Annotated in this window: 17 protein-coding genes and 2 pseudogenes; 16 read left to right on the top strand and 3 right to left on the bottom strand. The window is 52.7% G+C overall.

Going from position 1 to position 22985, the window contains the following annotated elements; translation table 11 throughout:
* The first annotated feature begins 214 nt into the window (after nucleotides 1-214).
* The 13 genes and pseudogenes from G614_RS0114655 to G614_RS0114595 all read left to right on the top strand — a co-directional run bounded on the left by G614_RS0114655 (nucleotide 215) and on the right by G614_RS0114595 (nucleotide 13272).
* The gene (locus G614_RS0114655; protein ID WP_027642548.1) at nucleotides 215-1354 is read left to right on the top strand and encodes an ABC transporter substrate-binding protein; all 1140 of its coding nucleotides are present in this window, start codon (nucleotides 215-217) and stop codon (nucleotides 1352-1354) included.
* A complete protein-coding gene (locus G614_RS0114650) occupies nucleotides 1347-3080 on the top strand; it encodes an ABC transporter permease (protein WP_027642547.1) in 1734 nt (577 codons plus the stop codon). The genes G614_RS0114655 and G614_RS0114650 overlap by 8 nt, the downstream gene beginning before the upstream one ends.
* Complete coding sequence (locus G614_RS0114645) at nucleotides 3070-3828, top strand: ABC transporter ATP-binding protein (RefSeq protein ID WP_027642546.1); 759 nt, start codon at nucleotides 3070-3072, stop codon at nucleotides 3826-3828. The genes G614_RS0114650 and G614_RS0114645 overlap by 11 nt, the downstream gene beginning before the upstream one ends.
* Before the next feature lie 11 nt (nucleotides 3829-3839).
* On the top strand, nucleotides 3840-4466 hold the full coding sequence (locus tag G614_RS0114640; RefSeq protein ID WP_027642545.1) for a PHP domain-containing protein: 627 nt from the start codon (nucleotides 3840-3842) through the stop codon (nucleotides 4464-4466).
* 178 nt (nucleotides 4467-4644) lie between these two features.
* On the top strand, nucleotides 4645-5997 hold the full coding sequence (locus tag G614_RS0114635) for a sodium-dependent transporter (RefSeq protein ID WP_027642544.1): 1353 nt from the start codon (nucleotides 4645-4647) through the stop codon (nucleotides 5995-5997).
* A gap of 99 nt (nucleotides 5998-6096) precedes the next feature.
* Nucleotides 6097-6828 carry a FadR/GntR family transcriptional regulator gene (locus G614_RS0114630; RefSeq protein ID WP_027642543.1) on the top strand — a complete coding sequence of 244 codons (732 nt, stop codon included), beginning with the start codon at nucleotides 6097-6099 and terminating at the stop codon, nucleotides 6826-6828.
* Nucleotides 6829-6981: 153 nt separating this feature from the next.
* Complete coding sequence (locus tag G614_RS0114625) at nucleotides 6982-8043, top strand: TRAP transporter substrate-binding protein (protein WP_027642542.1); 1062 nt, start codon at nucleotides 6982-6984, stop codon at nucleotides 8041-8043.
* A gap of 20 nt (nucleotides 8044-8063) precedes the next feature.
* Nucleotides 8064-8567: a TRAP transporter small permease gene (locus G614_RS0114620; protein WP_027642541.1), complete on the top strand. Its 504-nt coding sequence runs from the start codon at nucleotides 8064-8066 to the stop codon at nucleotides 8565-8567.
* Complete coding sequence (locus G614_RS0114615; protein ID WP_027642540.1) at nucleotides 8564-9838, top strand: TRAP transporter large permease; 1275 nt, start codon at nucleotides 8564-8566, stop codon at nucleotides 9836-9838. Before G614_RS0114620 ends, G614_RS0114615 begins: the two co-directional genes overlap by 4 nt.
* Nucleotides 9837-10097: pseudogene (locus G614_RS0114610) on the top strand (5-deoxy-glucuronate isomerase); the annotation flags it as partial. The gene G614_RS0114615 and the pseudogene G614_RS0114610, both read left to right, overlap by 2 nt.
* Nucleotides 10098-10119: 22 nt before the next feature.
* On the top strand, nucleotides 10120-11199 hold the full coding sequence (locus G614_RS0114605) for an iron-containing alcohol dehydrogenase family protein (RefSeq protein WP_027642538.1): 1080 nt from the start codon (nucleotides 10120-10122) through the stop codon (nucleotides 11197-11199).
* 12 nt (nucleotides 11200-11211) lie between these two features.
* Entirely contained in the window at nucleotides 11212-12459 is a 1248-nt protein-coding gene (locus G614_RS0114600) for an enolase C-terminal domain-like protein (protein WP_027642537.1), read from the top strand.
* Nucleotides 12460-12495: 36 nt separating this feature from the next.
* Nucleotides 12496-13272, top strand: coding sequence for an SDR family oxidoreductase (locus G614_RS0114595; RefSeq protein ID WP_027642536.1), 777 nt, complete (start codon nucleotides 12496-12498; stop codon nucleotides 13270-13272).
* Between the two features lie 86 nt (nucleotides 13273-13358).
* Here the strand turns inward: G614_RS0114595 and G614_RS0114590 are convergent, their stop codons facing one another.
* Together G614_RS0114590 and abc-f are read right to left on the bottom strand one after the other, a co-directional pair.
* A complete protein-coding gene (locus G614_RS0114590; protein WP_027642535.1) occupies nucleotides 13359-16298 on the bottom strand; it encodes a peptidase M16 in 2940 nt (979 codons plus the stop codon).
* 257 nt (nucleotides 16299-16555) lie between these two features.
* Nucleotides 16556-17983: a ribosomal protection-like ABC-F family protein gene (gene abc-f, locus G614_RS0114580; protein ID WP_027642534.1), complete on the bottom strand. Its 1428-nt coding sequence runs from the start codon at nucleotides 17981-17983 to the stop codon at nucleotides 16556-16558.
* 565 nt (nucleotides 17984-18548) lie between these two features.
* Between abc-f and G614_RS34460 the strand changes: the two are divergent.
* Both G614_RS34460 and G614_RS0114565 read left to right on the top strand, forming a co-directional pair.
* Nucleotides 18549-18764 (top strand): annotated as a pseudogene (locus G614_RS34460) (PhoH family protein); the annotation flags it as partial.
* 158 nt (nucleotides 18765-18922) lie between these two features.
* Nucleotides 18923-19339 (top strand): hypothetical protein, encoded by a 417-nt coding sequence (locus G614_RS0114565; RefSeq protein ID WP_027642532.1) that lies wholly within the window; start codon nucleotides 18923-18925, stop codon nucleotides 19337-19339.
* 148 nt (nucleotides 19340-19487) lie between these two features.
* Here the strand turns inward: G614_RS0114565 and G614_RS0114560 are convergent, their stop codons facing one another.
* Complete coding sequence (locus G614_RS0114560) at nucleotides 19488-20387, bottom strand: AraC family transcriptional regulator (RefSeq protein WP_027642531.1); 900 nt, start codon at nucleotides 20385-20387, stop codon at nucleotides 19488-19490.
* 235 nt (nucleotides 20388-20622) lie between these two features.
* On the opposite strand from G614_RS0114560, the gene gnpA reads away from it, so the two are divergent.
* A complete protein-coding gene (gene gnpA / locus G614_RS0114555; RefSeq protein ID WP_027642530.1) occupies nucleotides 20623-22947 on the top strand; it encodes a 1,3-beta-galactosyl-N-acetylhexosamine phosphorylase in 2325 nt (774 codons plus the stop codon).
* Nucleotides 22948-22985 lie beyond the last annotated feature (38 nt).

The raw sequence follows: 22985 nt of genomic DNA, 5'->3' as shown, positions 1-22985 counted from the left end.
TTCCTTTTTACAAAATATTACAGCGAAAGTAGCCTTGGTAAAGAATAGAATTTTCCAATCTGATTTTCTGCCTGTTCGTTTTTATATATACAGGCAGTCTCCATATTGACTTAAGGACCGCTGCTCATTATAATTCAATAATGGTAATTAATGTCCTTAAGAGGATAGGATAGTGATACAAAATACTATTATGAAAGAAAGGATACGACCACAGATGAGAAAGAAAATAATTGCCCTGTTAATGGTATTGTCCATGGTACCGGCCCTGGCAGCCTGCGGCAGCAGCAATTACACAGGCAATAATACCAGCGGGGCCGCTACCGAAGCTCAGACCGGGGAAACCACCCAGGAGACTGAAGTTCAGAGCCAGGAGGAAACCAATGCAGAAACAAAAGCAGAAGCTCCGGCTCTCTCCGGCACCATGAAGGTAGTAGCTACCAGCGAGAATTATGTAACCCTGTTTGACAAATTCACAGAGGATACCGGCGTTAAGGTAGAGCTGCTGTCCATGTCCTCAGGAGAGGTGCTTTCCAAGCTCCGCGCGGAGGGCGGCACGCCTTCTGCCGATTTATGGTTTGGCGGCGGTATCGACGCATTCATGAGCGCAAAGGATGACGGACTGTTAGAGCAGGTTTCATTTGACGCTTCTGCGGACCTGGCGGAGGAGTTTAAGGATCCGGAGGGCTACTGGTATTCCAAGGGAATCACCATCGTAGGCTTTCTGCTCAATGACGGCCTCATGGAGGAGCTCAATATAGAGGCTCCCGCCAGCTGGGATGATTTGTTAAAGGCAGAATACGAAGGTGAAATCATCATGTCCAACCCGGCTGTATCTGGTACCAACTATGCTGTGGTCAATGCACTGCTTCAGGCTAAGGGGGAAGATGAAGGCTGGTCCTATTTTGAAGGACTGAATAAGAACATAGCTTACTATGCAAAACGCGGATCCGACCCTAAGAATAAGGTAACCACAGATGAATATGCCATCGGAATCACATACATTGACGGCACCATCGAGTCCCTGTTGGACGAGTATGATGTGTCCATCGTTTACCCGGAGGACGGTATTCCGTGGGTTCCCGAGGGAGTGGCGGCATTTAAGAATGCTGAGAATGCAGATGCAGCCAGGTACTTCATAGAGTGGCTGTTTGGCAGTGACGAGAATCTCCGGATGCTGGCAGAGATAGACCAGAAGAACAGCGTAAAGACCATCAAGCCATCCCTGGAAGGACTGGACCTGGGATATGACACCGGTATGCTGATGAAGGAGGACCTGTCCCTGTTCGGTGAAAAGCGTACGGAAATCCTGGAGCATTTTGAGGCGCTGATGGGAGATAAGGCAGCAGATGAATAGGTTTGACAGCCCCCATGGAGACATGAATACAAATAAACACAGAAACATGCATGGAGACATGTATGGCAAAAGGGCATCGAAAGATGTCCTTTTTGGCATTGCGGGATATGGGGCGGACAAACTGTTGCCGGCAGTTCTGCTGGCCAGCGTTTTTCTGTTTGTGTTCTGGCCCATGCTCTGCATCCTGATTAGGAGCCTGTGGGACGGGAAATCCATAAGCTATGACGCCTATGCTTCTGTCTGGAACCAATACAGGGGAAATCTCTGGAACAGTGTGTTCGTGGGCATATGCGCATCCCTGCTCTGCACTGCCTTTTCCACGGCGGCGGCCCTGTTCCTGGCCACAAGACGGGGAGCCGTCAGGCTGCTCTGCATGGCGCTTCTGCTGATTACCATGGTTTCCCCGCCCTTTGTGTCATCCCTGGCTTATATCCAGCTCTATGGACGCCGGGGGTGGATTACCTACCGGCTGCTGGGGCTGAGCTGGGACCCCTATAACTGCTGGGGAGTCATCCTGATGCAGAGCCTTTCCTTCGTACCCTTAAATGCCCTGTTTCTGGGGGGAATTCTGACCAGGCTGGATGGAGACAGCATCCGGGCAGCCAGGGACCTGGGAGCCAGCCCAAAGGCCATTCTGGGAGACATTGTACTGCCTCTTATACGGCCGGGGATATGGGTGTCCCTGCTCCTTTCCTTTGTCCGTTCCCTGGCGGATTTTGGAACTCCGGTCATCATCGGCGGGCGGTTCAGCACCATTGCGTCAGAGATATATCTTCAGCTGGTGGGATACTCCAATCTGGAGAAGGCTTCCGCCATGAACATGGTTCTGATGCTTCCGTCCATAGCCGCGTTTTTCATTTACCGGAAACTGATGAAGCGTTCTGATATGCTGACAGAGGGAAGCAGAGGGAGACAGGAGCCGCTGGCCCTTTCACTGGGAAAATGCGGGGCGGCAGGGATTCTCTCAAACCTGGGAAGCATAATATTCTTTTTTATGATGTCTTTGCAGTACGGATGCATATTCATATCCGGCTTCCTCAAAAGCACCAGGGGAGTGTATTCCTTTACCGCCCGGTATCTGGAGCAGATGGTCCGCTTTGACCTGGGCACCATGGGGCGGAGCGTGGCATATGCGTTCATAGTATCCCTGGCCGGAACCCTTTTTGCAATGCTGTTCGCTTATTACATGGAGCGGAGACAGATTCCTGGCCGGAATTTCTTTGACTGTCTGGTCACGCTGCCCTATATGCTGCCGGGAACCTGCTTTGGAATCGGCTATATCCTGGCCTTTAATTCTCCGCCCTTAAAGCTGACAGGCACGGCCCTGATTGTCATTTCCAACATGCTGTTCAAGCAGCTTCCCACGGCCACAAAGATTTGTTCCGCCACCCTGACCCAGGTGCCAAGGGCACAGGAAAAAGCGGTGCGGGACCTGGGCGGAGGCCAGCTTTCGGTGCTGAAGACCGTAATACTGCCCGGTCTTAAGCCGGCTTTTCTCAGCTGTTTTGTATATAACTTTTCCAGCAGCATGACTACGGCCGGAGCAATTCTGTTCCTCATAGATCCGGGCCGTAAGCTGGCAGTGTTTAAACTTTTTGACGCGGTTTATACCGGGGACTACGCCCTGGCCTCCCTGATTGCCGCCAGCATCATACTGGTGGTGCTGGCAGTGGAAGGCATGGCTTATTTAATAACATGGAAGGCAGGTAAGCGGCGTGTATCTTGAACTTAACCATTTAAAAAAACATTTTGACGGCAGGGAAGTGGTGCGGGATCTGTCCCTTACCCTGGAACAGGGCCAGCTTCTCTGCATCCTTGGCGCGTCAGGGTGCGGGAAAACTACGACCCTCAATATGATAGGAGGCTTCCTGGCTCCGGACAGCGGCAGCGTGCGGCTGGACGGCGAGGACATCACCCGTATCCCTCCGGAACAGCGGCCTGTGACAACCGTATTCCAGTCCTACGGCCTGTTTCCCCACATGACAGTGCTTCAGAATGTGATTTACGGCCTGAAATTCCGGGGAGTGAAGCGGGAACAGGCCCGGCAGAAAGGGATGCATTATCTTGAGATGGTAGGGCTTACAGATTATGCCTCGGCCTATATCCAGGAAATCAGCGGAGGCCAGCAGCAGAGGGTGGCCCTTGCCAGGGCGCTGATTGTGGAGCCTAAGCTGTGCCTTCTGGATGAACCCTTCTGCAGCCTGGATGCTGCCCTGCGAACCAAGATGCGCCATGAGCTGAAACGCCTCCAGAAAAGCCTGGGGCTGACCATGGTGTTCGTCACCCACGACCAGGAGGAGGCCATTATCCTGGCTGACCGCATTGCCATCATGGACCAGGGCGAGCTGGTTCAAAATGACGCGCCCCTGGACCTCTGCCGGAGGCCGGCCAGCCCGTTTGTAGCCGAATTCATGGACCTGGAGAGCCTGGTATGGACAGAGGACGGCAGGCTGCTTAAAATCATCAAGAGATAGGAGGAAACTAAATGCTGGTTGACATGCATCTTCACGAGTGTACTTATTCATCGGACAGCAAAATAAGCCTGGAGGAAATCGTAACCATAGCCCGAAGCAGGGGACTGGACGCTGTCTGCATCACGGACCATGACAGCATGGGACTCAGGGAATATGCGGCGGAGTATTCAGACAGGACCGGTTTTCCCATTTTTGTGGGTATTGAGTTCTTTTCCCTTCAGGGGGATATCACGGCATGGGGGATTGAAGATTATCCCGGCTGCCGGGTGGATGCCCAGGATTTTATAAACCATGTCAATAAAGCCGGCGGCTTCTGTGTCGCCTGCCATCCTTTCCGGAACAATAACCGCGGTCTGGAGGAAAACCTCCGTGTGGTCAAAGGGCTCCACGGGGTGGAGGTGCTCAACGGCAGTACGGCCCTGGAAGCCAACCGCAGGGCACTCTCGTACTGCCGGGAGTTAGGGCTTAAGACCATAGGGGCCAGCGATGCCCACACCACGGGCCAGATTGGAAAGTATGCCACCTGGCTGCCAGAGAAGGTGGACCGGCTGGAAGAGTTCGTGGAACAGCTTAAGACCAGGCAGGTGCGTCCGGCTGTGTGGAACGGAAGCAGCTATGACGTGGTTGATATGTTTTAACAGCAGCCGGTTATTTTCGAAGTGCTACAAATTTTTTAAAATCGCCGCTTTTTTGCTTTAAAGCTTTGACTAAATGGCGTTAATGGGGTAGTATAGTAAGGATGGCTTTGCAGGCAGTTCTGCTCCCTTTCATGCAGTGCAGTGCAGGCCGACTAAATGTATATCTAAAGGAGAAGTTATGAGCAAGCAGAAAAAAACGGATTCCTCACCGGCAGCCGTGCACCAGAACGGCGGCTTTGGGAGCAGCCTGGGATTTGTGCTGGCCTGTGTGGGGTCCGCAGTGGGAATGGGCAATATCTGGATGTTTCCGTACCGCGTAGGGCAATATGGCGGCGGCGCGTTTCTGGTGCCCTATATTTTATTCATTGTATTATTCGGCCTGGTAGGGCTGTCGGCTGAGTTTGCCATTGGGCGCCGGGCCAGGACCGGAACCCTGGGAGCTTATGAATATTGCTGGGAAAAAATAGGAAAAGGTAAGCTGGGGTATTTCCTGGCCTGGATTCCTCTTATGGGTTCCCTGGGTATTGCCATTGGATACGCCATCATCGTGGGCTGGGTGGTAAGAGCCCTGGCCGGTTCCGTAACAGGGGCCATCCTTACAGCAGATGCAGCGGCCTATTTCAGCCAGGCCACAGGCGAGTTCGGAAGTGTTCCATGGCATGTCCTGGTGGTGGTGACAGCGGCCGGTATCCTTATGTTTGGGGCCACCAAGGGAATCGAGAAGATTAATAAGGTCCTGATGCCTTCCTTCTTTGTATTGTTTGCAATACTGGCCATCCGTGTGGCCTTCCTGCCGGGGGCGGCGGAAGGGTATAAATTCCTCTTTGCCCCGGACTGGAGTGATTTGCTAAAGGTGGATACCTGGGTCATGGCCATGGGACAGGCATTTTTTTCACTGTCCATCACGGGTTCGGGAATGATTGTGTACGGCACCTATCTGGCCAAGACAGAGGATATACCGAAGGCATCCATCCGCACCGCATTTTTTGATACGGTGGCTGCCATGATGGCTGCCCTTGCCATCATGCCTGCTGTATTTGCATTTGGCATTGAACCAAACGCAGGCCCGCCCCTTATGTTCATCACCCTGCCTGAGATTTTCCGGCAGATGCCCATGGGAAGGCTGTTCGCAGTGATATTCTTCCTGTCCGTGGCTTTTGCAGGCATCACCAGCTTAATCAATATGTTTGAGGCGGTAAGCGAGTCATGGCAGAACCGGTTTAAGCTTCCCAGGAAAGCGGCCGTGGCCCTTTGCAGCGGCATTGCCCTTCTAGTGGGCATTTTCCTGGAATCAGAGCCCAAGGTGGGGTCATGGATGGATTTCATCACCATTATTGTGGTGCCGTTTGGCGCAGTGCTGGGAGCTGTATCCATCTATTATATCCTGGGCTATAGGGAGATCAGGGAGGAACTGGAAGAGGGGCGGAAAAAGCCCTTGGGAGAGTTCTTCGGACCTTTGGCCAAGTATGTGTATGTGCCATTGGCCGTGATAGTGTTCATACTGGGAATCATGTATGGCGGGATTGGTTGATTGAATTTATAAGACAAAGCGAAATGGAGAAATTGATCCTGGGTGCCTGCACCTACAGAACGGCGGCATTGTATACTGACAGAAAAAGGCGGTGGCGAAGTGAGACAAAAGACGGAGACGCTCTCCGAGCGGGTGGCAGTGAAGATACGGCAGTATATTATTGAGAATGAGCTGAAGGCGGGGGATAGGCTTCCAAATGAGCTGCAGATGGCGGAATACTGCGAGGTCGGCAGAGGGACTGTCCGGGACGCGGTAAAACTGCTGCGGTTTGAGGGGCTGGTGGAGGTGGTTCATGGCAGCGGCACCTATCTTTTGAAGCAGAAGCAAAAGCCGATTGAGACCAGCGGGGAAGAGACTCCAAACCTTCTGGGAGCGTTTTTGCCGGAAGAGCTGCCCAACAAAGCGCTGGAGTTCTCAGAAGTAAGGCTGATGCTGGAACCGGATATCGCGGCCCTGGCGGCTACCAACGCGACTTATGAGGACTGCCGGAAACTGATGGAGCTGGAGGCGGAGGTGCGCTGGCAGATCCAGATGCAGGAATCCCATTACGAGAAGGATATAGCGTTCCATCTTCAGATTGCCAAGTGTGCTAAGAATGAGATTGCCTGCAAATTGATGGAGATTGTGGTCAAGGGAATCCCTTTGTTCTGCAAGGTAACAAATGATGAGCTGGCCAACCAGACTGTGAAATTCCATCACATGATTTCAGAATCTATTGAACGGGGAGATGCCAGTGGAGCCCGCTACAGTATGATCGATCACTTAAACAGTACCCGAAGAAAAATTATTGAGGAGATTGAACAGCAGAAGGCAGGAAAAGTCATCGAATGACTTTTGAAAAAATTGTACAATATACACAATAAATATCAGTATATATAGAAACAAAATTCAACATATCGACAAAATATATCCGATGTGCTACACTGCATTCATCGGATATATTTTTTGTTTACAGAACAATTCAGAAAACGGAGGGAAATCAGTATGTTGAAAAGAACGTATTTATTATCAGGAATCGCGGCACTGACAGCTCTTGGGCTTATAGCCTGCGGCTCGTCCGGCAGCGGACAAACCAGCGACAGAGTAAGCATATCGGGGAACAGCGGAGCGGAAGCTGCTGCGAATGAAGAATCTCTGAATTTCACAATGGCATTGGTGGATAACTCCCAGTCGAATTATTACAAGGGAGCAGAAAAGATTGCCGAGCTGGTGAGTGAGGCCACGGAGGGAAAGATCCAGCTCACCATCCAGGCAGGCGGCGTTCTGGGTGGGGAGGCGGATACCCTGGACATGGCGATCCAGGGGGATCTGGACATCGCTACCTGCGCCAACTCAGTCCTGGCCAACTATATTCCCGAGATGTCTATTTTGGACCAGGCCTTTCTCTGGGACAGCGCGGACCAGGCTAATTACGCGGTGCAGAATGAACTGGGAGATTTGATTTCTGCCGAGGCGGTAAGGCATGGCCTTCACGTCATTGGCTATCTGGAGTCCGGATTTCGGGATGTGTTCTCCAAGAAACCGATTCAGACCCTGGCAGATTTCAAGGGCGTGAAGATTCGGGTGATGCAGAACGAGGGCCAGCTGGCGGCATTCACTGCTTTTGGGGCCAACCCCGTGGCCATCTCTGCCTCCGAGCAGTTCACAGCGCTGCAGCAGGGAACCATTGATGCCTGTGAGAACGCAGTATCTAACTGCTGGATCAATAAGTATTATGAGGCAGGGGTGAATTCTATCACGAACACAAAGCACTGCTTCGTCTACATCCCGATCTGTATGAGCGACAACGCCTGGAATAAGATTCCCGAGGACATGAGAGAGTCCTTTGTCAACGCGGTGCAGGAGGGCTGCAAGGCTCAGTGGACTTACCTGAACGAGGCTAACGCGGAGGCGGTGGAAAATTTGGAGAGTGCAGGTGTGACCTTCTACGATATCGATACCGAGGGGTTAAAGGAAGAGTATCAGGCAGCCCAGGAGAAGGCCGGCGCTTCCTACGACGAGCGATGGGTGGCAGCTGTGGACGCGGCCAAGAAGGCAGTGCAGTAGGAACAGAGGAGAGGATTCGTATGAAATTTTTGAAAAAACTTCTGTCATGCGTCACATCGGCGGAATACGCAGTCATGGTCGCTGCTTTTGTGGCCATGGTCGTTTCCTATTTCATTTCCGTGCTGAACCGGAATTATATCCAGGCCTCCATGCCCTGGACAGAGGAGACAGCCATCTACAGTATGACCTATATGGCGCTGCTGGGAACGGAGGTAGGCCTAAGAGACGGTACCCAGGTGGCTGTGACTGCCGTGGTGGACAAGCTTCACGGCGCGGTCCGCAAGATTGTTGATCTTATCCGGCAGGTGATTCTGGTGGGATTTGCTTTCATCATGATTAAAGCGGGAGGGGCCCTGGTCTTAAAGCAGCTTCAGGCCGGCCAAACTACGCCTGTGATGAAGCTTCCCATGTCTTTGATGTATTTCTCGCTGTTACTGGCCTTTGGACTGATCTTCGTCATTCAGACTATCACGCTGGTACAGCAGATTACAGAATTCGGAAAGAAAGAGGGGGACAGGACATGAATGCAGGATTGATTTTATTTTTGATTTTTATTCTTTGCCTGGTGATCGGGGTGCCGGTGTCCGTTTCCCTGAGCGTGGCTTCCCTGACGGCAGTGGTGTTCGGGGGTCTTCCGGCCTCCTCCACGGCTATCGCCCAAAGGATCTTTGGCGGGTTGCAGTCCAGCTCCATCATGGCCATCGCGTTTTTTGTGCTGGCGGGCAATCTGATGACGAAGGGTGGAATTTCCAGGCGAATTGTGGATTTCGCGGACTGCCTGGTGGGCAACGTGAGAGGAGGCATGAGCCTGGCGCTGGTTCTGGCCTGCGCGTTCTTCGCGGCTCTTTCTGGATCCGCCCCGGCAACGGTCATTGCCATCGGAACCATGCTCTACGGGGATATGATCAAAAAGGCCTATCCAGGGCCGCGGACTGCAGGACTTCTAGTGGTGTCCGGCGGGCTTGGGCCCATCATTCCGCCATCTATTATCATGGTGATCTATTGTACGCTGACCGGTGCCTCTGTTGGGAATATGTTCAAGCAGGGCATGATGATCGGTATCGTGATCATGCTGGTGCTCATGGCGGAGGTGCTGTGGTTTGCCCATAAGGAAAAGTGGCCTAAACAGAATGTGAAGCGCACACCTGGCGAGGTTGTGAAGGTTTTTCTGGACGCCATTCCAGCGCTGCTGACGCCCATCATTATCCTGGGGGGAATCTATTCCGGCATGCTGACCGCCACGGAGAGCGCGGCGGTGGCTGTTGTGTGGGCAGCTATCGCCGGGGCTTTTATCTACCGTGAGCTGAATCTGCCGGACACGATCCAAATCATCAAGGACTCCGCCAAGAGTTCTGCCATGATCCTGTTCATCATCGCTGCGTCCACAGCCTTCTCATGGGTGTTCACGATCTCCGGCGCTTCCCAGGCCCTGGTGGATACGGTGATCGGCATGAATCTGAATGCAACAATGTTCTGCCTGGTGGTAGCGGTGATTCTCCTGATCTTCGGGACCTTTATGGAGGGGACAGCCATCGCGGTTTTGCTGGTTCCGGTGCTGTGGCCTATCGCCCAGAGCATGGGCATCAATGTAGTACACTTTGGAATGATCGTGTGCATCTCCAATGTAGTGGGAACCATGACGCCTCCGGTAGCGGTGAACATCTACTCGGCGGCGACGGTGTCAAAGCTGAAGATGGGGGAAATCGCCAAGGCGGAGATCCCGTTTTTGGTTGGCTATGTGGGAGTATTTTTTCTGTGTGTATTTTCAGAATGTTTTTGTACGTTTCTCACCTAAGGAGGTTTACTGCTATTTCGACATGGATGAGCCTCGCTTCGGGCTGCACCTAAGCTACATCGTCCCGGGGGACGTAGACAATATCGTTGCCCATCCGGTGAAGAGCGGAAGCATGGTGCTAGCACCCAGGGGCTACCACCCTACTGTGGCTTCCCCGGGGACACGGAATGCTTATTATTGGGTACTGGCAGCCCACTCCCATGAGAGCCGCAGTTATGATCTGGCGGTATTGGATCCCAGGCGGGAACAGATGAACTGAAAAGAGAAAGGTGAAAAAGACCATGAATCAATATCATTCCATTTATCTCCCCCAGTTTACCATGGGCGAGGATGCCTTTGAGACCTTCCCGGAGCGTATAGGTAGGGGGAAGAGAGCGGCCGTTATCTGCGGTGAACGGGCATGGGCGGCTTCAAAAGATTATGTGCTCCCGTCCTTGGAGCGGGCAGAGATTATCTTGACCGGGGCAGTGGTTTACGGAAAGGACGCAACTGTGGAAAATGTGAAGCGGCTGGAGAGGGAGCCGGCAGTCCGGGAGGCGGACGTACTTCTGGCCGTGGGAGGAGGCAAGTGCATCGACACGGTAAAGGCGGCAGGCGACAGGCTGAGAAAGCCGGTCTACACAATCCCCTCCATTGCCTCCAACTGTGCGCCCATCACGCAGATCAGCATCCTCTACCACGAGGACGGATCCTTCCGAGAGATCCTCAGGCTGAAAAATGTTCCTGTACACTGCTTTATCAACCCCAAGCTGGCTCTGGCGGCCCCAGTGCGCTACCTCTGGGCAGGCATCGGAGACGCCATGGCAAAGCACGTGGAGTCCGCCTGGTCTGCCAAGGCCGGGGAACCCCTGGATTATGGCAGTGCTCTGGGAATCAAAGCGGGCAGTATGTGCTTCTATCCTATGCTGGAGATGGCGGAGAAGGCCATAGAGGACGCCAAGAAGGGAGTGGTCAGCCGGGAGCTGGAGGAGACGATCTTAAATATCGTCATATCTCCAGGTATTGTTTCTGTGTCTGCCCATCCGGACTACAACGGCGGTATCGCCCACGCCCTTTTTTACGGCATGACCAGCCGCAAGTGTATCGAGGAGCGGCATCTCCACGGGGAGGTGGTCGCTTATGGGATGTTGGTCAATCTCATGGTAGACCAGGACTGGGAGAAGCTTAGCAAGGCCTGGTGGCTTAGCAAGGCTATTAAGCTGCCTACCTGCTTGGGAGATCTGGAGCTGGAACCCTCGGATCCACTGGAGGATGTGTTGAAGATGACGATGGAGAATCAGGAGTTAAAGCATACGCCGTACCCGGTAACAAAGGAGATGATCCGGGAGGCCATCACGGCGTTAGAGACTTATCAGGCATAAGGAGAAAGCACAGTGGCAGTGACAATCGAGAATATCAGGGTCATCTGCACAGCGCCGGAGGGGATCAACCTTCTGGCTGTGCGGGTGGACACCAATGTGCCAGGCCTTTACGGCCTGGGCTGCGGAACCTTTACCTACCGCCATCTGGCGGTGAAGCTGGTGGTGGAAGAGTATCTGACGCCGCTTTTAAAGGGAAGGAATGCGGAAAATATAGAGGAACTCTGGCAGCTCATGTATCAGAATGGATACTGGCGAGGCGGTCCCATCGAGAACAACGCGATCTCGGGAATCGATATGGCCCTTTGGGATATTAAGGGAAAATTGGCTGATATGCCTCTGTATCAGCTGTTCGGCGGCAAGGTGCGCGAGGGAGTGCCTGTCTACCGCCACGCGGATGGAAGGGATTTGGAGGAGCTCTGCGAAAATATTGAGAGGTACCGGGAACTGGGTATCCAGAATATCCGCTGCCAGTGCGGAGGGTACGGAGGGGAACGTTACGGCGTGATTCCTGAAACCGCCCCCCAAGGGGCTCAGCCCGGCGTTTACCTGGATGGGGCCCGCTATGTGCGGGACACGGTAAAGCTGTTTGCGGGAATCCGGGACAAAATCGGGTATGGCGTCAAGCTGATTCACGATGTCCATGAGCGGGTGACACCGCCGGAAGCTGTGAAGCTGGCCAGGGAGCTGGAACCCTTTGACTTGCTGTTTTTGGAGGATCCGGTCTGCGTGGAGCAGACCCAGTGGTTGCGGGAAATCCGGCACCATAGCGAGGTACCCATCGCCCAGGGGGAGCTGTTCAACCGATCTATTGACTGGCGGGATTTGATCAGCGGGCGGTTGATCGACTACGTCCGGGTGCATATAAGCCAGATCGGAGGCATCACGCCTGCGCGCAAGCTCCAGATGTTCGCGGAGCAGTACGGAGTCCGGACAGCCTGGCACGGTCCGGGGGATATGTCACCCATCGCACACGCGGCCAATGTCCATATCGACCTGGCGGCTGTGAATTTCGGGGTTCAGGAGTGGTCCGGTATTGAGCCGCCCAACTTTGTGATCCAGGATTTAAAGGGGCCGAAAGGTGCGCTTTTGGAGGTATTTCCTGGGCTTCCGGAATTTAGGGACGGCTACGTGTATCCCAACGAAAGGCCTGGTCTGGGGGTGGACATCAATGAGCGGGAGGCAGCTAAGTATCCCTGCGAGAACACGGTGACCACCTGGACCCAGACCAGGAACCGGGACGGCTCGCTCCAGACGCCGTGAGAATATAGATTATAATTGACGAGGAGAGTAAGGAAAATGGCTTACGACTATAAAGAAAAATTCAGTGTTAAGGGAAAGAAGTGCATTGTGACCGGCGGGGCTCAGGGCCTGTCCAGAGGTATGGCGGAAGGGCTTTTGGAAAACGGTGCCGAGGTGGTTTTGATGGATCTCCAGAAGGAGAAGCTGCATCAGGCAGTGGAGGAATACTGCGGGAAGTGCTATAAGGCCTACGGCGTAGCCGGCGACTTGTCCCAAAAAGCAGAGCTGGACCGGATGTTCGATGAGGCCATGGAGCTGCTGGGGGGAAAGCTGGATGTCATGATTCCGGCCGCAGGCATCCAGAGACGCTATGAGCCCTGGGAGTTTCCGGAGGAGATGTGGAACATGGTGATTAACGTGGACTTGAATCATGTGTGGTTTATGTGCCAGCGGGCCATTCAGGTCATGCGGGACAAGGACACCGTGGGGAAGATCATCAATATCGGTTCTATGAATTCCTTCTTCGGCGGAACTACCGTGCCGGCGTACTCTGCGGCCAAAGGAGCTGTGACTCAGCTCTCCAAGAGTATTGCCTCCGACTGCGCGGATCACAGCATCTGCTGCAATGTGATCGCCCCGGGCTACATGGACACGGAGATGTGCGCCAGCATGAGCCAGGAGCGCAAGGACGAGTGCACGAAACGGATCGCCGCAGGCCGGTGGGGCACACCCGAGGACTTAAAGGGTCCCATACTGTTTTTGGCTTCTTCCGCCAGCGACTATTTAAACGGCGCAGTTATCCCTGTGGACGGAGGATTTCTGGTGAAGTCATGAGATCAAAAATGAAATGAGATAACCGAAAACAAGGTGGGGCTGTCGCTTTAACTTAGTGCGATAGCCCCTTTTCCCATTCCAGCCATTTACACATAATCCGTATGATAAATCCAAACCTGATCAAACACATCCTTATCCCTCATGATACATTTCTCATTTCCCACTGTGACAATGGCGCTACGCCGCAAAATCTCATCAATGACCCGGGCCGCGTCCTGCTGGTGGCAGAGGGCCGCATTCCTGATATCTGAAATCATTTCGTTTATTCTGCGGGTATCCATGTTCACCATGTCCCTGCGCATGTGCCGCATGCGGGTGCTTAAGGTTCCGGAGGGCGGAAGGGCCTGGGCATAGGCGTTCAGGATGTAGCCGTCCAGTTCCTCGTGGGTCAGCGGCAGTTCCATGAGCTGTGCGCCGGTTGCCAGGAACAGCTTTAGCGTACTCCTGACTTCCGGATCCGCGGTACTCCACAGGGAGAAATAGCCGGCAGGAATGTAAAAGTCAATGCCGCTGTCATAGGCGCCGCCCTGGTAGCGGATGGCAGGCTTTAGGTATTTATCCGCCGCAGCCATGAGAAAGGGCAGATAACGCCCCTTAAAGTCTGGATTTCCATGGAAGTCTCCCATGAGCCGTGTCTCCTGGCAGGAGGCTTCCACGCACACGGCCAGTCTTTGTTTCTGGTCCGGAATCCAGATGGCCGGAGCGGGAGAGCTGTGCCCTTCCTTAAAACCGGGAAGTCTCCCAAGTATATCCACGGCAGTCTGTTCCAGATTTTCTAATACATCCGGTGAAGCGGCTGCCAGGAATACCAGGCCCCGGCGGTTTAATATAGTATGGGAAATGGTTTCAAGCCTGGCAGCTGCCGCGGTCCCAAAATCAGGCTCTTCCTTCAGCCGTTTCAGGACATCCTTCAGGAAATAATAATTCTCCTGGCTGTTTAGCATATTGCGGAACCTGCATTCCTGTCTTGTATAGCCTTCGGACAGGCTGAAGGCCAGGGCAGAGGCATTGTCCGCCCTGGACAGGTCGTAGTCAGGCAGATATTTTTCCAGGACCTGTATGATGGTATCCGTGTCACTGTAATCTCCGCCGTCCATTACATCCAGGAGAAAATCCAGTCCGGCTTCAAAGTCTTCGGTCAGTCCGTACCAGAATACGCTCATCATGGGATGGTTTAGAGGGCCTGCCTCGCCTCCGGGGTACAGCTCGTCAAAGGTACAGTCGTGAAGGTATTCCTGCTCCAGGTTCTTCTGCTGTTCCACCGTAAACCGCTTTGTATCCAGTTCCGTGAGAAGCATCTGATAGAGCGTAAGGTAGTTAAGGTCGTCCTTCTCAATCCGGCTGATGTCAAAATAGAGCTGGTAACTGCCCACGCCCCGTGAGGGGGAGGGAGATGTGTAGCATGTGATGGTTCCCCACTGTCTTTTTGTAAAGGGGCATGCTTCAGCTGGCTCAGGAAGCTCCTCCGGCCGTATGAGAAAGTCCATATTACTCCGCTCCCTGGAATTCCAGGCATGGAAGGCAGCTGTTTCCTCTATCAGCTGTTTTTGCTCAGCCGCAGTCATGGATGCCAGCTTTTCCTTAAGGTACTGTTCCTTTTCCTCCTCCATCTGCTCAGCCAGACCAGGAACAGGTTCGGTCACGACCAGGGCGCTGGCGGAGGGATGAAGGGCAGAGGCAGCCAGCTTCTTTATGATGGCCTGGTCGGAATCTTCCTCAAAGCGCCGGAAGGCTTCCTCATAGAGCTGAAAATAATCGGTCCGGCCTGTGGTGCTCCAGTAACGTCCGATTTCCTCAGACAGGTTAAAGCCCAGATGGGGGGCTTCCCGGGTAAGGGAGTCGGAGAGGCGGTTTTCCTTCATGGAAGCCCGGTACAGCTTTGGGGACAGACCATCACGGCTGATATCCTCCAGGGCCTTCCTGATGGAGTCCAAAAATGCCTCCTTCAGACAGGAATCCCCGTTGCGCAGGCGGAATTTTAGGGAGGGGTGGGGCAGCAGAATATCCAGATAGACTTCCATCACATGGTTGAGTCCCATTTCCCTGGCATATCTGTGCCAGGGAGAGGTATCGTTATCCAGGATATCCGCAAAGAGGTCCCAGTATATGAGTTCCTCCTTTGTGCAGGCTGACAGGTCTATGCCGTAGTCTATGACAGAGGCGTGTTCCGAGGGGCTGCCCTGATAAGCGGGACTCTGAGCCGCGCAGGTCCGAAAGCCTGGTTTCACCGGTTCCTCAAACTCCCCAAGAAGGCTGCGGCCTTGTGACGCGGCCTTGGAAAGGTGTTCCCTGTCCAGAAAACTCAGTACGGTCCAGTAATCCATATTTCCATATAGGGTAATCAGGCAGTTGGAGTAGCTGTAGCATCGCTCAAAGGTTTCCCTGGCCTGCTCATAGGACAGCTCCCTGTAATGCAGATGAGCCCGCCCCAGCAGGTTGGCAGTGCGTGCGCCCTCGTAAAGTGTATGGGACATGGCGCTGTCTGCATTTTCCAGGATGTCGGTCAGATGGCCCCAGTCCTCGCTGAGCACCGTGCCCTGCATGGTAAGGGGGCCTTTGGCGGATGAGAGCTCATACCGTAGGGCCTCCCTCAGATAAAAATTTTTGTCCTTCAGGGCATCCGGCTCCTCCATGCAGCACAGGAAAACATCCATCAGTTTTAAAAGCTGTTCCTGGCTCTGGCTGCACACCGGATAGCAGGTGAAGGTATTGTCCGTAAGGCCGTTCATAAAGGTAGTATAGCTCTTGCTGTCCATGTCAAAGAAGATATCCCTGCTGGGATACTTTTTACAGGAGGACAGAATGAGATGTTCCAATATATGGGAGTTATCCCGTTCATCCACCTGCGGCGTCCGGTAAATCAGGTTAAAACCCAGTTCCCGGTCGTCGTTCTGAATATATAAAAGCTGGGCGCCGCTTGATTCATGGTTAAACAGAACGGTCCTGGCGCCCAGCATGTGTATGGTTCCAAGTTCGGCGGCAGTGAAACCGCTTATGGTTTCGCCAATCCTTGGCAGTGATGCCATAGTAATCCTCCTTCAATTGATAATCGTCCTGATGAAATCTTTCTATACTATAGCATCAGGCAGACGTATTTTGCAAGAAGGACCGCAAATTTAAAGCACAGTCTTGGCAGGCCCATAAGAGAGGCGGCACCTTTGCAAGCTGTTCCAGCATGGCAGGCTGGTATCCTATCAGTGCAATGCTTTCCCTTCCTCTGCCAGCAGCTTCATGAAACGTGACCTTAATTCGCTGTAAAATGACAGCGCATCATTGATATGTGTCATTGGATATTGTGTATGTTTCCTTTTTCAAGCCGGCAGACCACATCCCCTGTATGGCTTATGAAGGTACGGTCGTGGCTGATGGCCAGCAGCGTCCCGTCGTAGCTTTCCAGCAGATGTTCCAGGCCCTCCATGGTATACACATCCATATGGTTGGTGGGTTCGTCCAGTATCATGAAGTTGCAGCCCGATACCAGAACCTTGGCCAGGGCGGTCTTGACCTTTTCTCCTCCGGATAATACGCTGACCGGTTTAAACATATCTTCCTTAGTCATATAGAGATTGGACAGGACGGCCCGGCAGATGTGCTGGGGATAGGCGGCATCCTCCGCCACATTTTCCAGCACGGTTTTTTTCGGGTCCAGGGTGTCCATGTCCTGGGAAAAATAGGCGACCCTTGCTTCGGAGGTGATGAAGGTTTCGGGGGCCCTGTCCATCAGGGCTTTGATTAAAGTGGACTTTCCGGCCCCGTTATTGCCGGTGATAAAGGTCCGCCTCCCTGCCTCTATATCCAGGCTCACGTCGTCCAGGACAGTGCGATTCCCGTAACTCACGGTAAGATGCCGGATGGAGGCCGCATTTCTGGCCCGTATCCGCCCGGCGTCCGGCAGCTTCATGGACACCTGGGGCAGCTCGTCCGGGCGGTCCTTTTTATCCAGGTGCTCCAGCCGGCTCATGACAGAGGATTTATTACTTTGGACATGACCCTGCTGGACAGCCGCAACGCCTTTGTAGAGCATCCACTCGCTGCTGCCCATGCGTTTGGGCGGCTTTGCCATTTTCCGGCTCTTTCTCTGCATGGCATCGGCAGCACGCTCCAGCCGCTTTTTTTCTTTCTGGTACTGCTGGTATTCAAATTCCTGGAAGCCCCGTTCACGTTCCTTCTGAGCGGCCCAGTCAGAGTAATTGCCGTCAAAGACGCGCACGGCTCCCCGGTCCAGCTCCCATATCTGATTGCAGACCCGGTCTAAAAGAGTCCTGTCATGGGATATCATCAGGACGGCTCCCCTGTATTCCCTCACCATTTTCTCCAACAGCTCCACGCCTTCCATATCCAAATTGGTGGTGGGCTCGTCGGCAAAGAGCAGCGGGGCCTGGCTGGAAAATGCCGCCCCGATGGCACGTCTGGTCTTCTCGCCCCCGCTTTTTACAGCGCTGTCACGGAGCTTTAATTGGCTTAAAAGCCTGGCCTCGGGTTCATCCTCAGTTTCCCCGGTCTGGAGAATCTCAGCAATGGGACAATACTTTTTCACCACGCCCTCGTCGCAGGCAATCCTTCCGGAAAGAACGCCTAAAAGGGTGGATTTCCCGGCCCCGTTGCGTCCGATGAGTCCAATCCGGTCCCCGTCCCGGATTTCCAGTTTTTCAATATCCAGTACGGTCTGGATTCCATATTCTTTTTTAATATTCAGTGCATTTAATAACATAAAAAAGTCCCTCCTAAACGCACTTCGTTCAGAAGGGATATAAACCTGGCCTGTGAGGGTGCCAAAGGAGCGGGAATGTACAGGCAGGAGCAGCTTACGCGCGCCTGCCGGGACATGCCAGTCCGCTGCGGCGGATGCATATGGATAGACAGATGCATCCTGTTATATAAAAATATGGCCCTATGGAATATGATTCCCTGAATGACTGAACGAAATGACAAAGACACACAAAATCCGCCCGGCTTTATACAGCCAGGAAAGGGAGTGTGTAAATCATCTGCTGCTGTTCATTCATCTAATAATCATATTTCAGTTAGCCACCTTTCTCTTTACCATATTGTACTTATATCGTGGAATGCAGTCCGCAGACCGATTTTGATTATAGGGGATGGGAAATGTAATGTCAAGATATATTCTGCTGCGCATCAAGGCACAGATTATAGGGATACGGGCTGAGGACTTCATCACGGAACAGGTGTCGGACAGGGATGAGCAGTACACGGGACGCTGCGAGGTATTCATACCGGAGGAGGATGTGAAGGAGTTTAAGAAAAAAGGGATTCCTGTGGATAAAGCATACAACATGACGCCAAACCGGACAAAAGTCATCCTTTTAGGCGACCCCAACCAGATAGACAGGACTTTTCTGGATGAGCGCACCAATGGACTCAGCTATGCATCGGAACATATGAAGGGAAGCGGGCTCTGCTGGCAGATTACACTGAATGCCAGCGAGTGCGGGCGCTCAGAGCTTGCCATGGACGCGGTCCGGCGTCTGTGACATCCGGCGCCTGTATTTATAAAATAATCATTAAAATCCCGTCTGTACATTGCTTTACCATAAAAATTAGGTTATAGTACTTTCGGATGAATAATCCGCAGCTGCCTGAGGGATGCATCTGGCAGCAGGCCGGACAATTGGGAAAGGATAGTTTACAGATGAATAAAATCAGGGAAAAATTCCAGCGTTTCATGATAGGAAGATATGGTATGGACCAGCTGGGCCAGTTTATTATGTATGCCGTGCTCGTGCTGGTTTTCCTGAACGTTGTTGTCAGGGTAAGGATATTGTCCTCATTCCTGTATATCCTTGAGCTGGCGGGCTTTATCTGCCTGTACTTCCGGATGTTTTCAAAAAATGTAGGGAAACGCTACCAGGAAAATCAGGCTTATCTGCGCCTGCGGTTTTATGTGACGGAATATTCCAGGAAAATCAAATTCCGTTTCACAGAGGGGCGGAAATACCGCATCTTTAAGTGCCCAGGATGCGGGCAGAAGGTGCGTATACCCAGGGGACACGGGAAGGTCAGCGTTCATTGCCCGAAGTGCGGGACAGATTTTATTAAGAAGAGCTGACGGTTCGGCGGAGATCTCTAATAGATTTCTCTGAGGCGGCTATTATTGTGAGCCGCCTTAAACAGTCAGATAAAAACGGTCATTTGGGAGGAATGATACTCCGGATGGCCGTTTTTCGCTGATGAGGAATGACAGGCAAAGAGGAATCCTAAGGCTTCTCCGACAACAGCCGTATGGAGGTGGCATACTCAGAAGGCGTCATGGAGGTAATCTGCTTGAACTGCCGGGAAAAATAATGGATGGAATTGTACCCCAGGCGGTCTGCAATCTGGGTGAAATTAAGCTGGTTGTCACGTATCATCTGTTTGGCAGTGTCAATTTTCATCATGGAAAAGAATTCTATGACCCCGCAGCCTTTTATGTCCCGGAACAGCTTTTGCAGCTGGGAGCGCCCCACCAGGTTGTCCCGGCAGATTCTGTCTATGGTCATGCGTTCGCCCAGATGTTCCTCCATATAGCGGACGATTCGGTTGTAGGTATCATTCCCGCTGCTGGCCTCAGCCAGGAAGCGGGAAGAACGCACTGGCAGGGAGTAGGAAAAATACCTCCTGTAAAGATGGATAATCAGCTGTTCCAGGTAATGGCTGATGAGCTGGGCCGAACCAAAGGTCAGGGGTTCACTGTTAAAGATAAGCTCCTCCTGGTATGGGTCATCCAGTCTTCCGTCGAATGTGTTTCTGGCTTCCACGATGATTTGGGCCAGGAGCTTTTTTTCCGTATCCTGGACCGACATGAGCTGATCCTCGAATGACTTTATGGCAGGCGAATGGCATTCGAATCCAATGACTACCAGGCTTGGAGAAACCTTTCCGTTGGTCAGTACATTGTGGAACTCATTGGGCTTGTGAAACAGAATATTTCCCTTCTTTAAGGTCAGACGCCGGTCTCCGGCCACCGCATCAATTTCTCCGCGGTCTACACATATCAGTTCCCAGAAATCGTGGCTTTCCCCGGGAAAGGAGAAGTCGCTCATATACTGGAAATAGTGGACGGAAATAATCCGGTTGATGGTAATGCTGTCTTCCAGAACTACACTTTTATAGGCCATGGAATCCTTCCTCCTGCACTGTCTTTTTCTAAAACTGTCTTATCTTCTGAATTATACCACAGAAATCAATCCCGCAGAATACAATCATACAAATTAAATGATAGAATGTGCAAATAAAAATTCGTACTCTGTCTTGTTACAGAAAAAGCTATCCGCTATAATTTATTTAAATGAATCAAGAGTCATGGGCTCATGGAAAACAGCCCAATATGAAGATATAAGGGAGGATACGGACATGTCTAAGACAAGAGGAAGGGTTACGCTTCCCAGTGAATCCGGTTTTTTTAATGAGACAAGGGAGCTTATGGAGCGCTGGGGCGCTGATGCCATCCGTGACAGCGACGGGACAAAGCTGGACAAGGATGTCAAATCTCTGGATGCGGAAATTTATACCACCTATTTTGTGGCAAGAGGCCACAATGAATTTGCAGTTAAGCATATGGAGGAATGCCAGCAGTTATATCTCATGTCCCGGCGCTTTACCGCGGTGGAGAACCATCTGGAGATGGACTTTATGGAAGGGTATTTTGGCCAGCAGGTGGTTCCTGACTGTTACCATGACCCTAAGAAATGGTGGGAGGTCATGGACCGCACCACGGGCCAGGCGGTCCCTGCCTCCCAGTGGGAGCTGACAGGAGCGTTCATGCCGGAAGGATTTGGCGACGGCAGGGAGTTTAAGGGAGTGTTTGAAGGAACCGGGGAAGCCGGGGAAGCCGCGGGAGCCGGGAAAACCGCGGGAGCCGGGGACGCCGCGGAAACCAAAGAAGCAGAAGGCAATTCTGCCCCCATGCGGGTGGTGCTGGAGCATGCGTCGCCCTTCCACGAATATACGGTATCCTTCCTGGTATACGCGGTATGGGACCCTACCCAGATGTACAATCACATAACCAATAACTGGGGGGATAAACCCCATGAGATTCCCTTTGACGTGCGCCAGGAGGCTTCAGGTCTGTTTGCAAGGGAGTACCTGGTACAGTGGTTAAAGGATAATCCGGATACGGATGTTGTACGGTTTACCACGTTTTTCTACCATTTTACGCTGGTATTCGGAAGCGACGCAAAGGAGAAATTCGTGGACTGGTTTGGATACGGAGCAACGGTCAGCGTGAAGGCGCTGGAGGAATTCCAGGCAGAATACGGCTACGCCCTCAGACCTGAGGATATTGTGGACAATGGGTACTATAATTCCTCCTTCCGGGTTCCGACCAGACATTACAGGGATTATATGGACTTCATCCAGCGCTTTGTGGCAGGAAAAGCCAGGGAGCTGGTGGAGCTGGTCCATCAGGCAGGGCGCAAGGCCATGATGTTTTTAGGCGACAACTGGATTGGAACCGAGCCTTACGGCGCTTATTTCCCGGAAATCGGTCTGGACGCCGTGGTGGGCAGCGTGGGAGGCGGGGCAACGCTGCGCCTTATATCCGATATTCCGGTGGTGAGCTATACGGAAGGCCGTTTCCTTCCCTACTTTTTCCCTGATACATTTTATGAGGGAAATGATCCTGTGCCTGAGGCGGTGGAGAACTGGATTTGTGCCCGAAGGGCTCTGATGCGCAAACCTGTTGACCGCATCGGGTATGGCGGATATCTGAGTCTGGCCTATAAATTTCCGGGCTTTGTGGATTACATTGAGAAGGTTGCGGAAGAATTTAGGGAAATCTACGGCAATATAGGAGGAAGCAGGCCTTTTTGCGGGCTGAAGGCAGCCGTGTTGAACTGCTGGGGAAAGCTGCGCTCCTGGCAGCCCTACATGGTGGCCCATGCCCTGTGGTATAAGCAGACCTACACTTATTTCGGCATTCTGGAGGCACTGAGCGGGGCAGGCGTAGATGTGACATTTATGAGCTTTGATGATATACGCAGGTCAGGCATACCTGAGGACGTGGATGTGATCATTAATGCAGGGGATGCAGGTACGGCCTGGTCCGGCGGGGATGAGTGGCTGGACGGGCAGATTCTCACGGCAGTGAGGCGGTTTGTCTGGGAAGGCGGCGGTTTTGTGGGAGTGGGCGAGCCCAGCGCCGTGCAGCGGGGCGGACGGTATTTCCAGCTGGCAGATGTGCTGGGGGTGGATAAGGAGCAGGGTTTTACCCTGTCCACGGATAAGTATGATACAAAACAGGCAGACAGCCACTTCATCACACAGGACGTTCCAAGGGATGAATCAGGAAGGCTGGTTCTGGATTTTGGGGAAGGGATGAAGAATGTATATGCTTTGGGAGCGGACACGGAGATTGGGGAATACTCAGACCATGAGGTCCATCTCAGCGCCCATCCATATGGAAGGGGGCGGGGCGTGTACCTTGCGGGCCTTCCTTACAGCCATGAGAACACCAGGCTTCTCATAAGGAGCATGTACTATGCTGCCTCCAAAGAAAGGGAAATGAATAAATGGTTTTCAGACAATCTGTTCTGTGAGGTACACGGATATCCTGAGGCAGGGAAATACGCGGTGGTCAACAACACCAGCCGGGCGCAGTCCACGGTGGTTTATGACGGGGATGGACATGGGGTTTCCATGGAGCTGCGGCCATGTGAAATAAAATGGTTTGACTTATAAGGCGGCTGATCCGGAAGGGACTATATATGGGTATCTTC

The organism is [Clostridium] clostridioforme AGR2157 (assembly GCF_000424325.1).
Lineage (GTDB): Bacteria > Bacillota > Clostridia > Lachnospirales > Lachnospiraceae > Enterocloster > Enterocloster clostridioformis_A.
The sequence above is the reverse complement of the archived record's forward strand: the minus strand, read 5'-3'. Positions and strand labels throughout refer to the sequence as shown.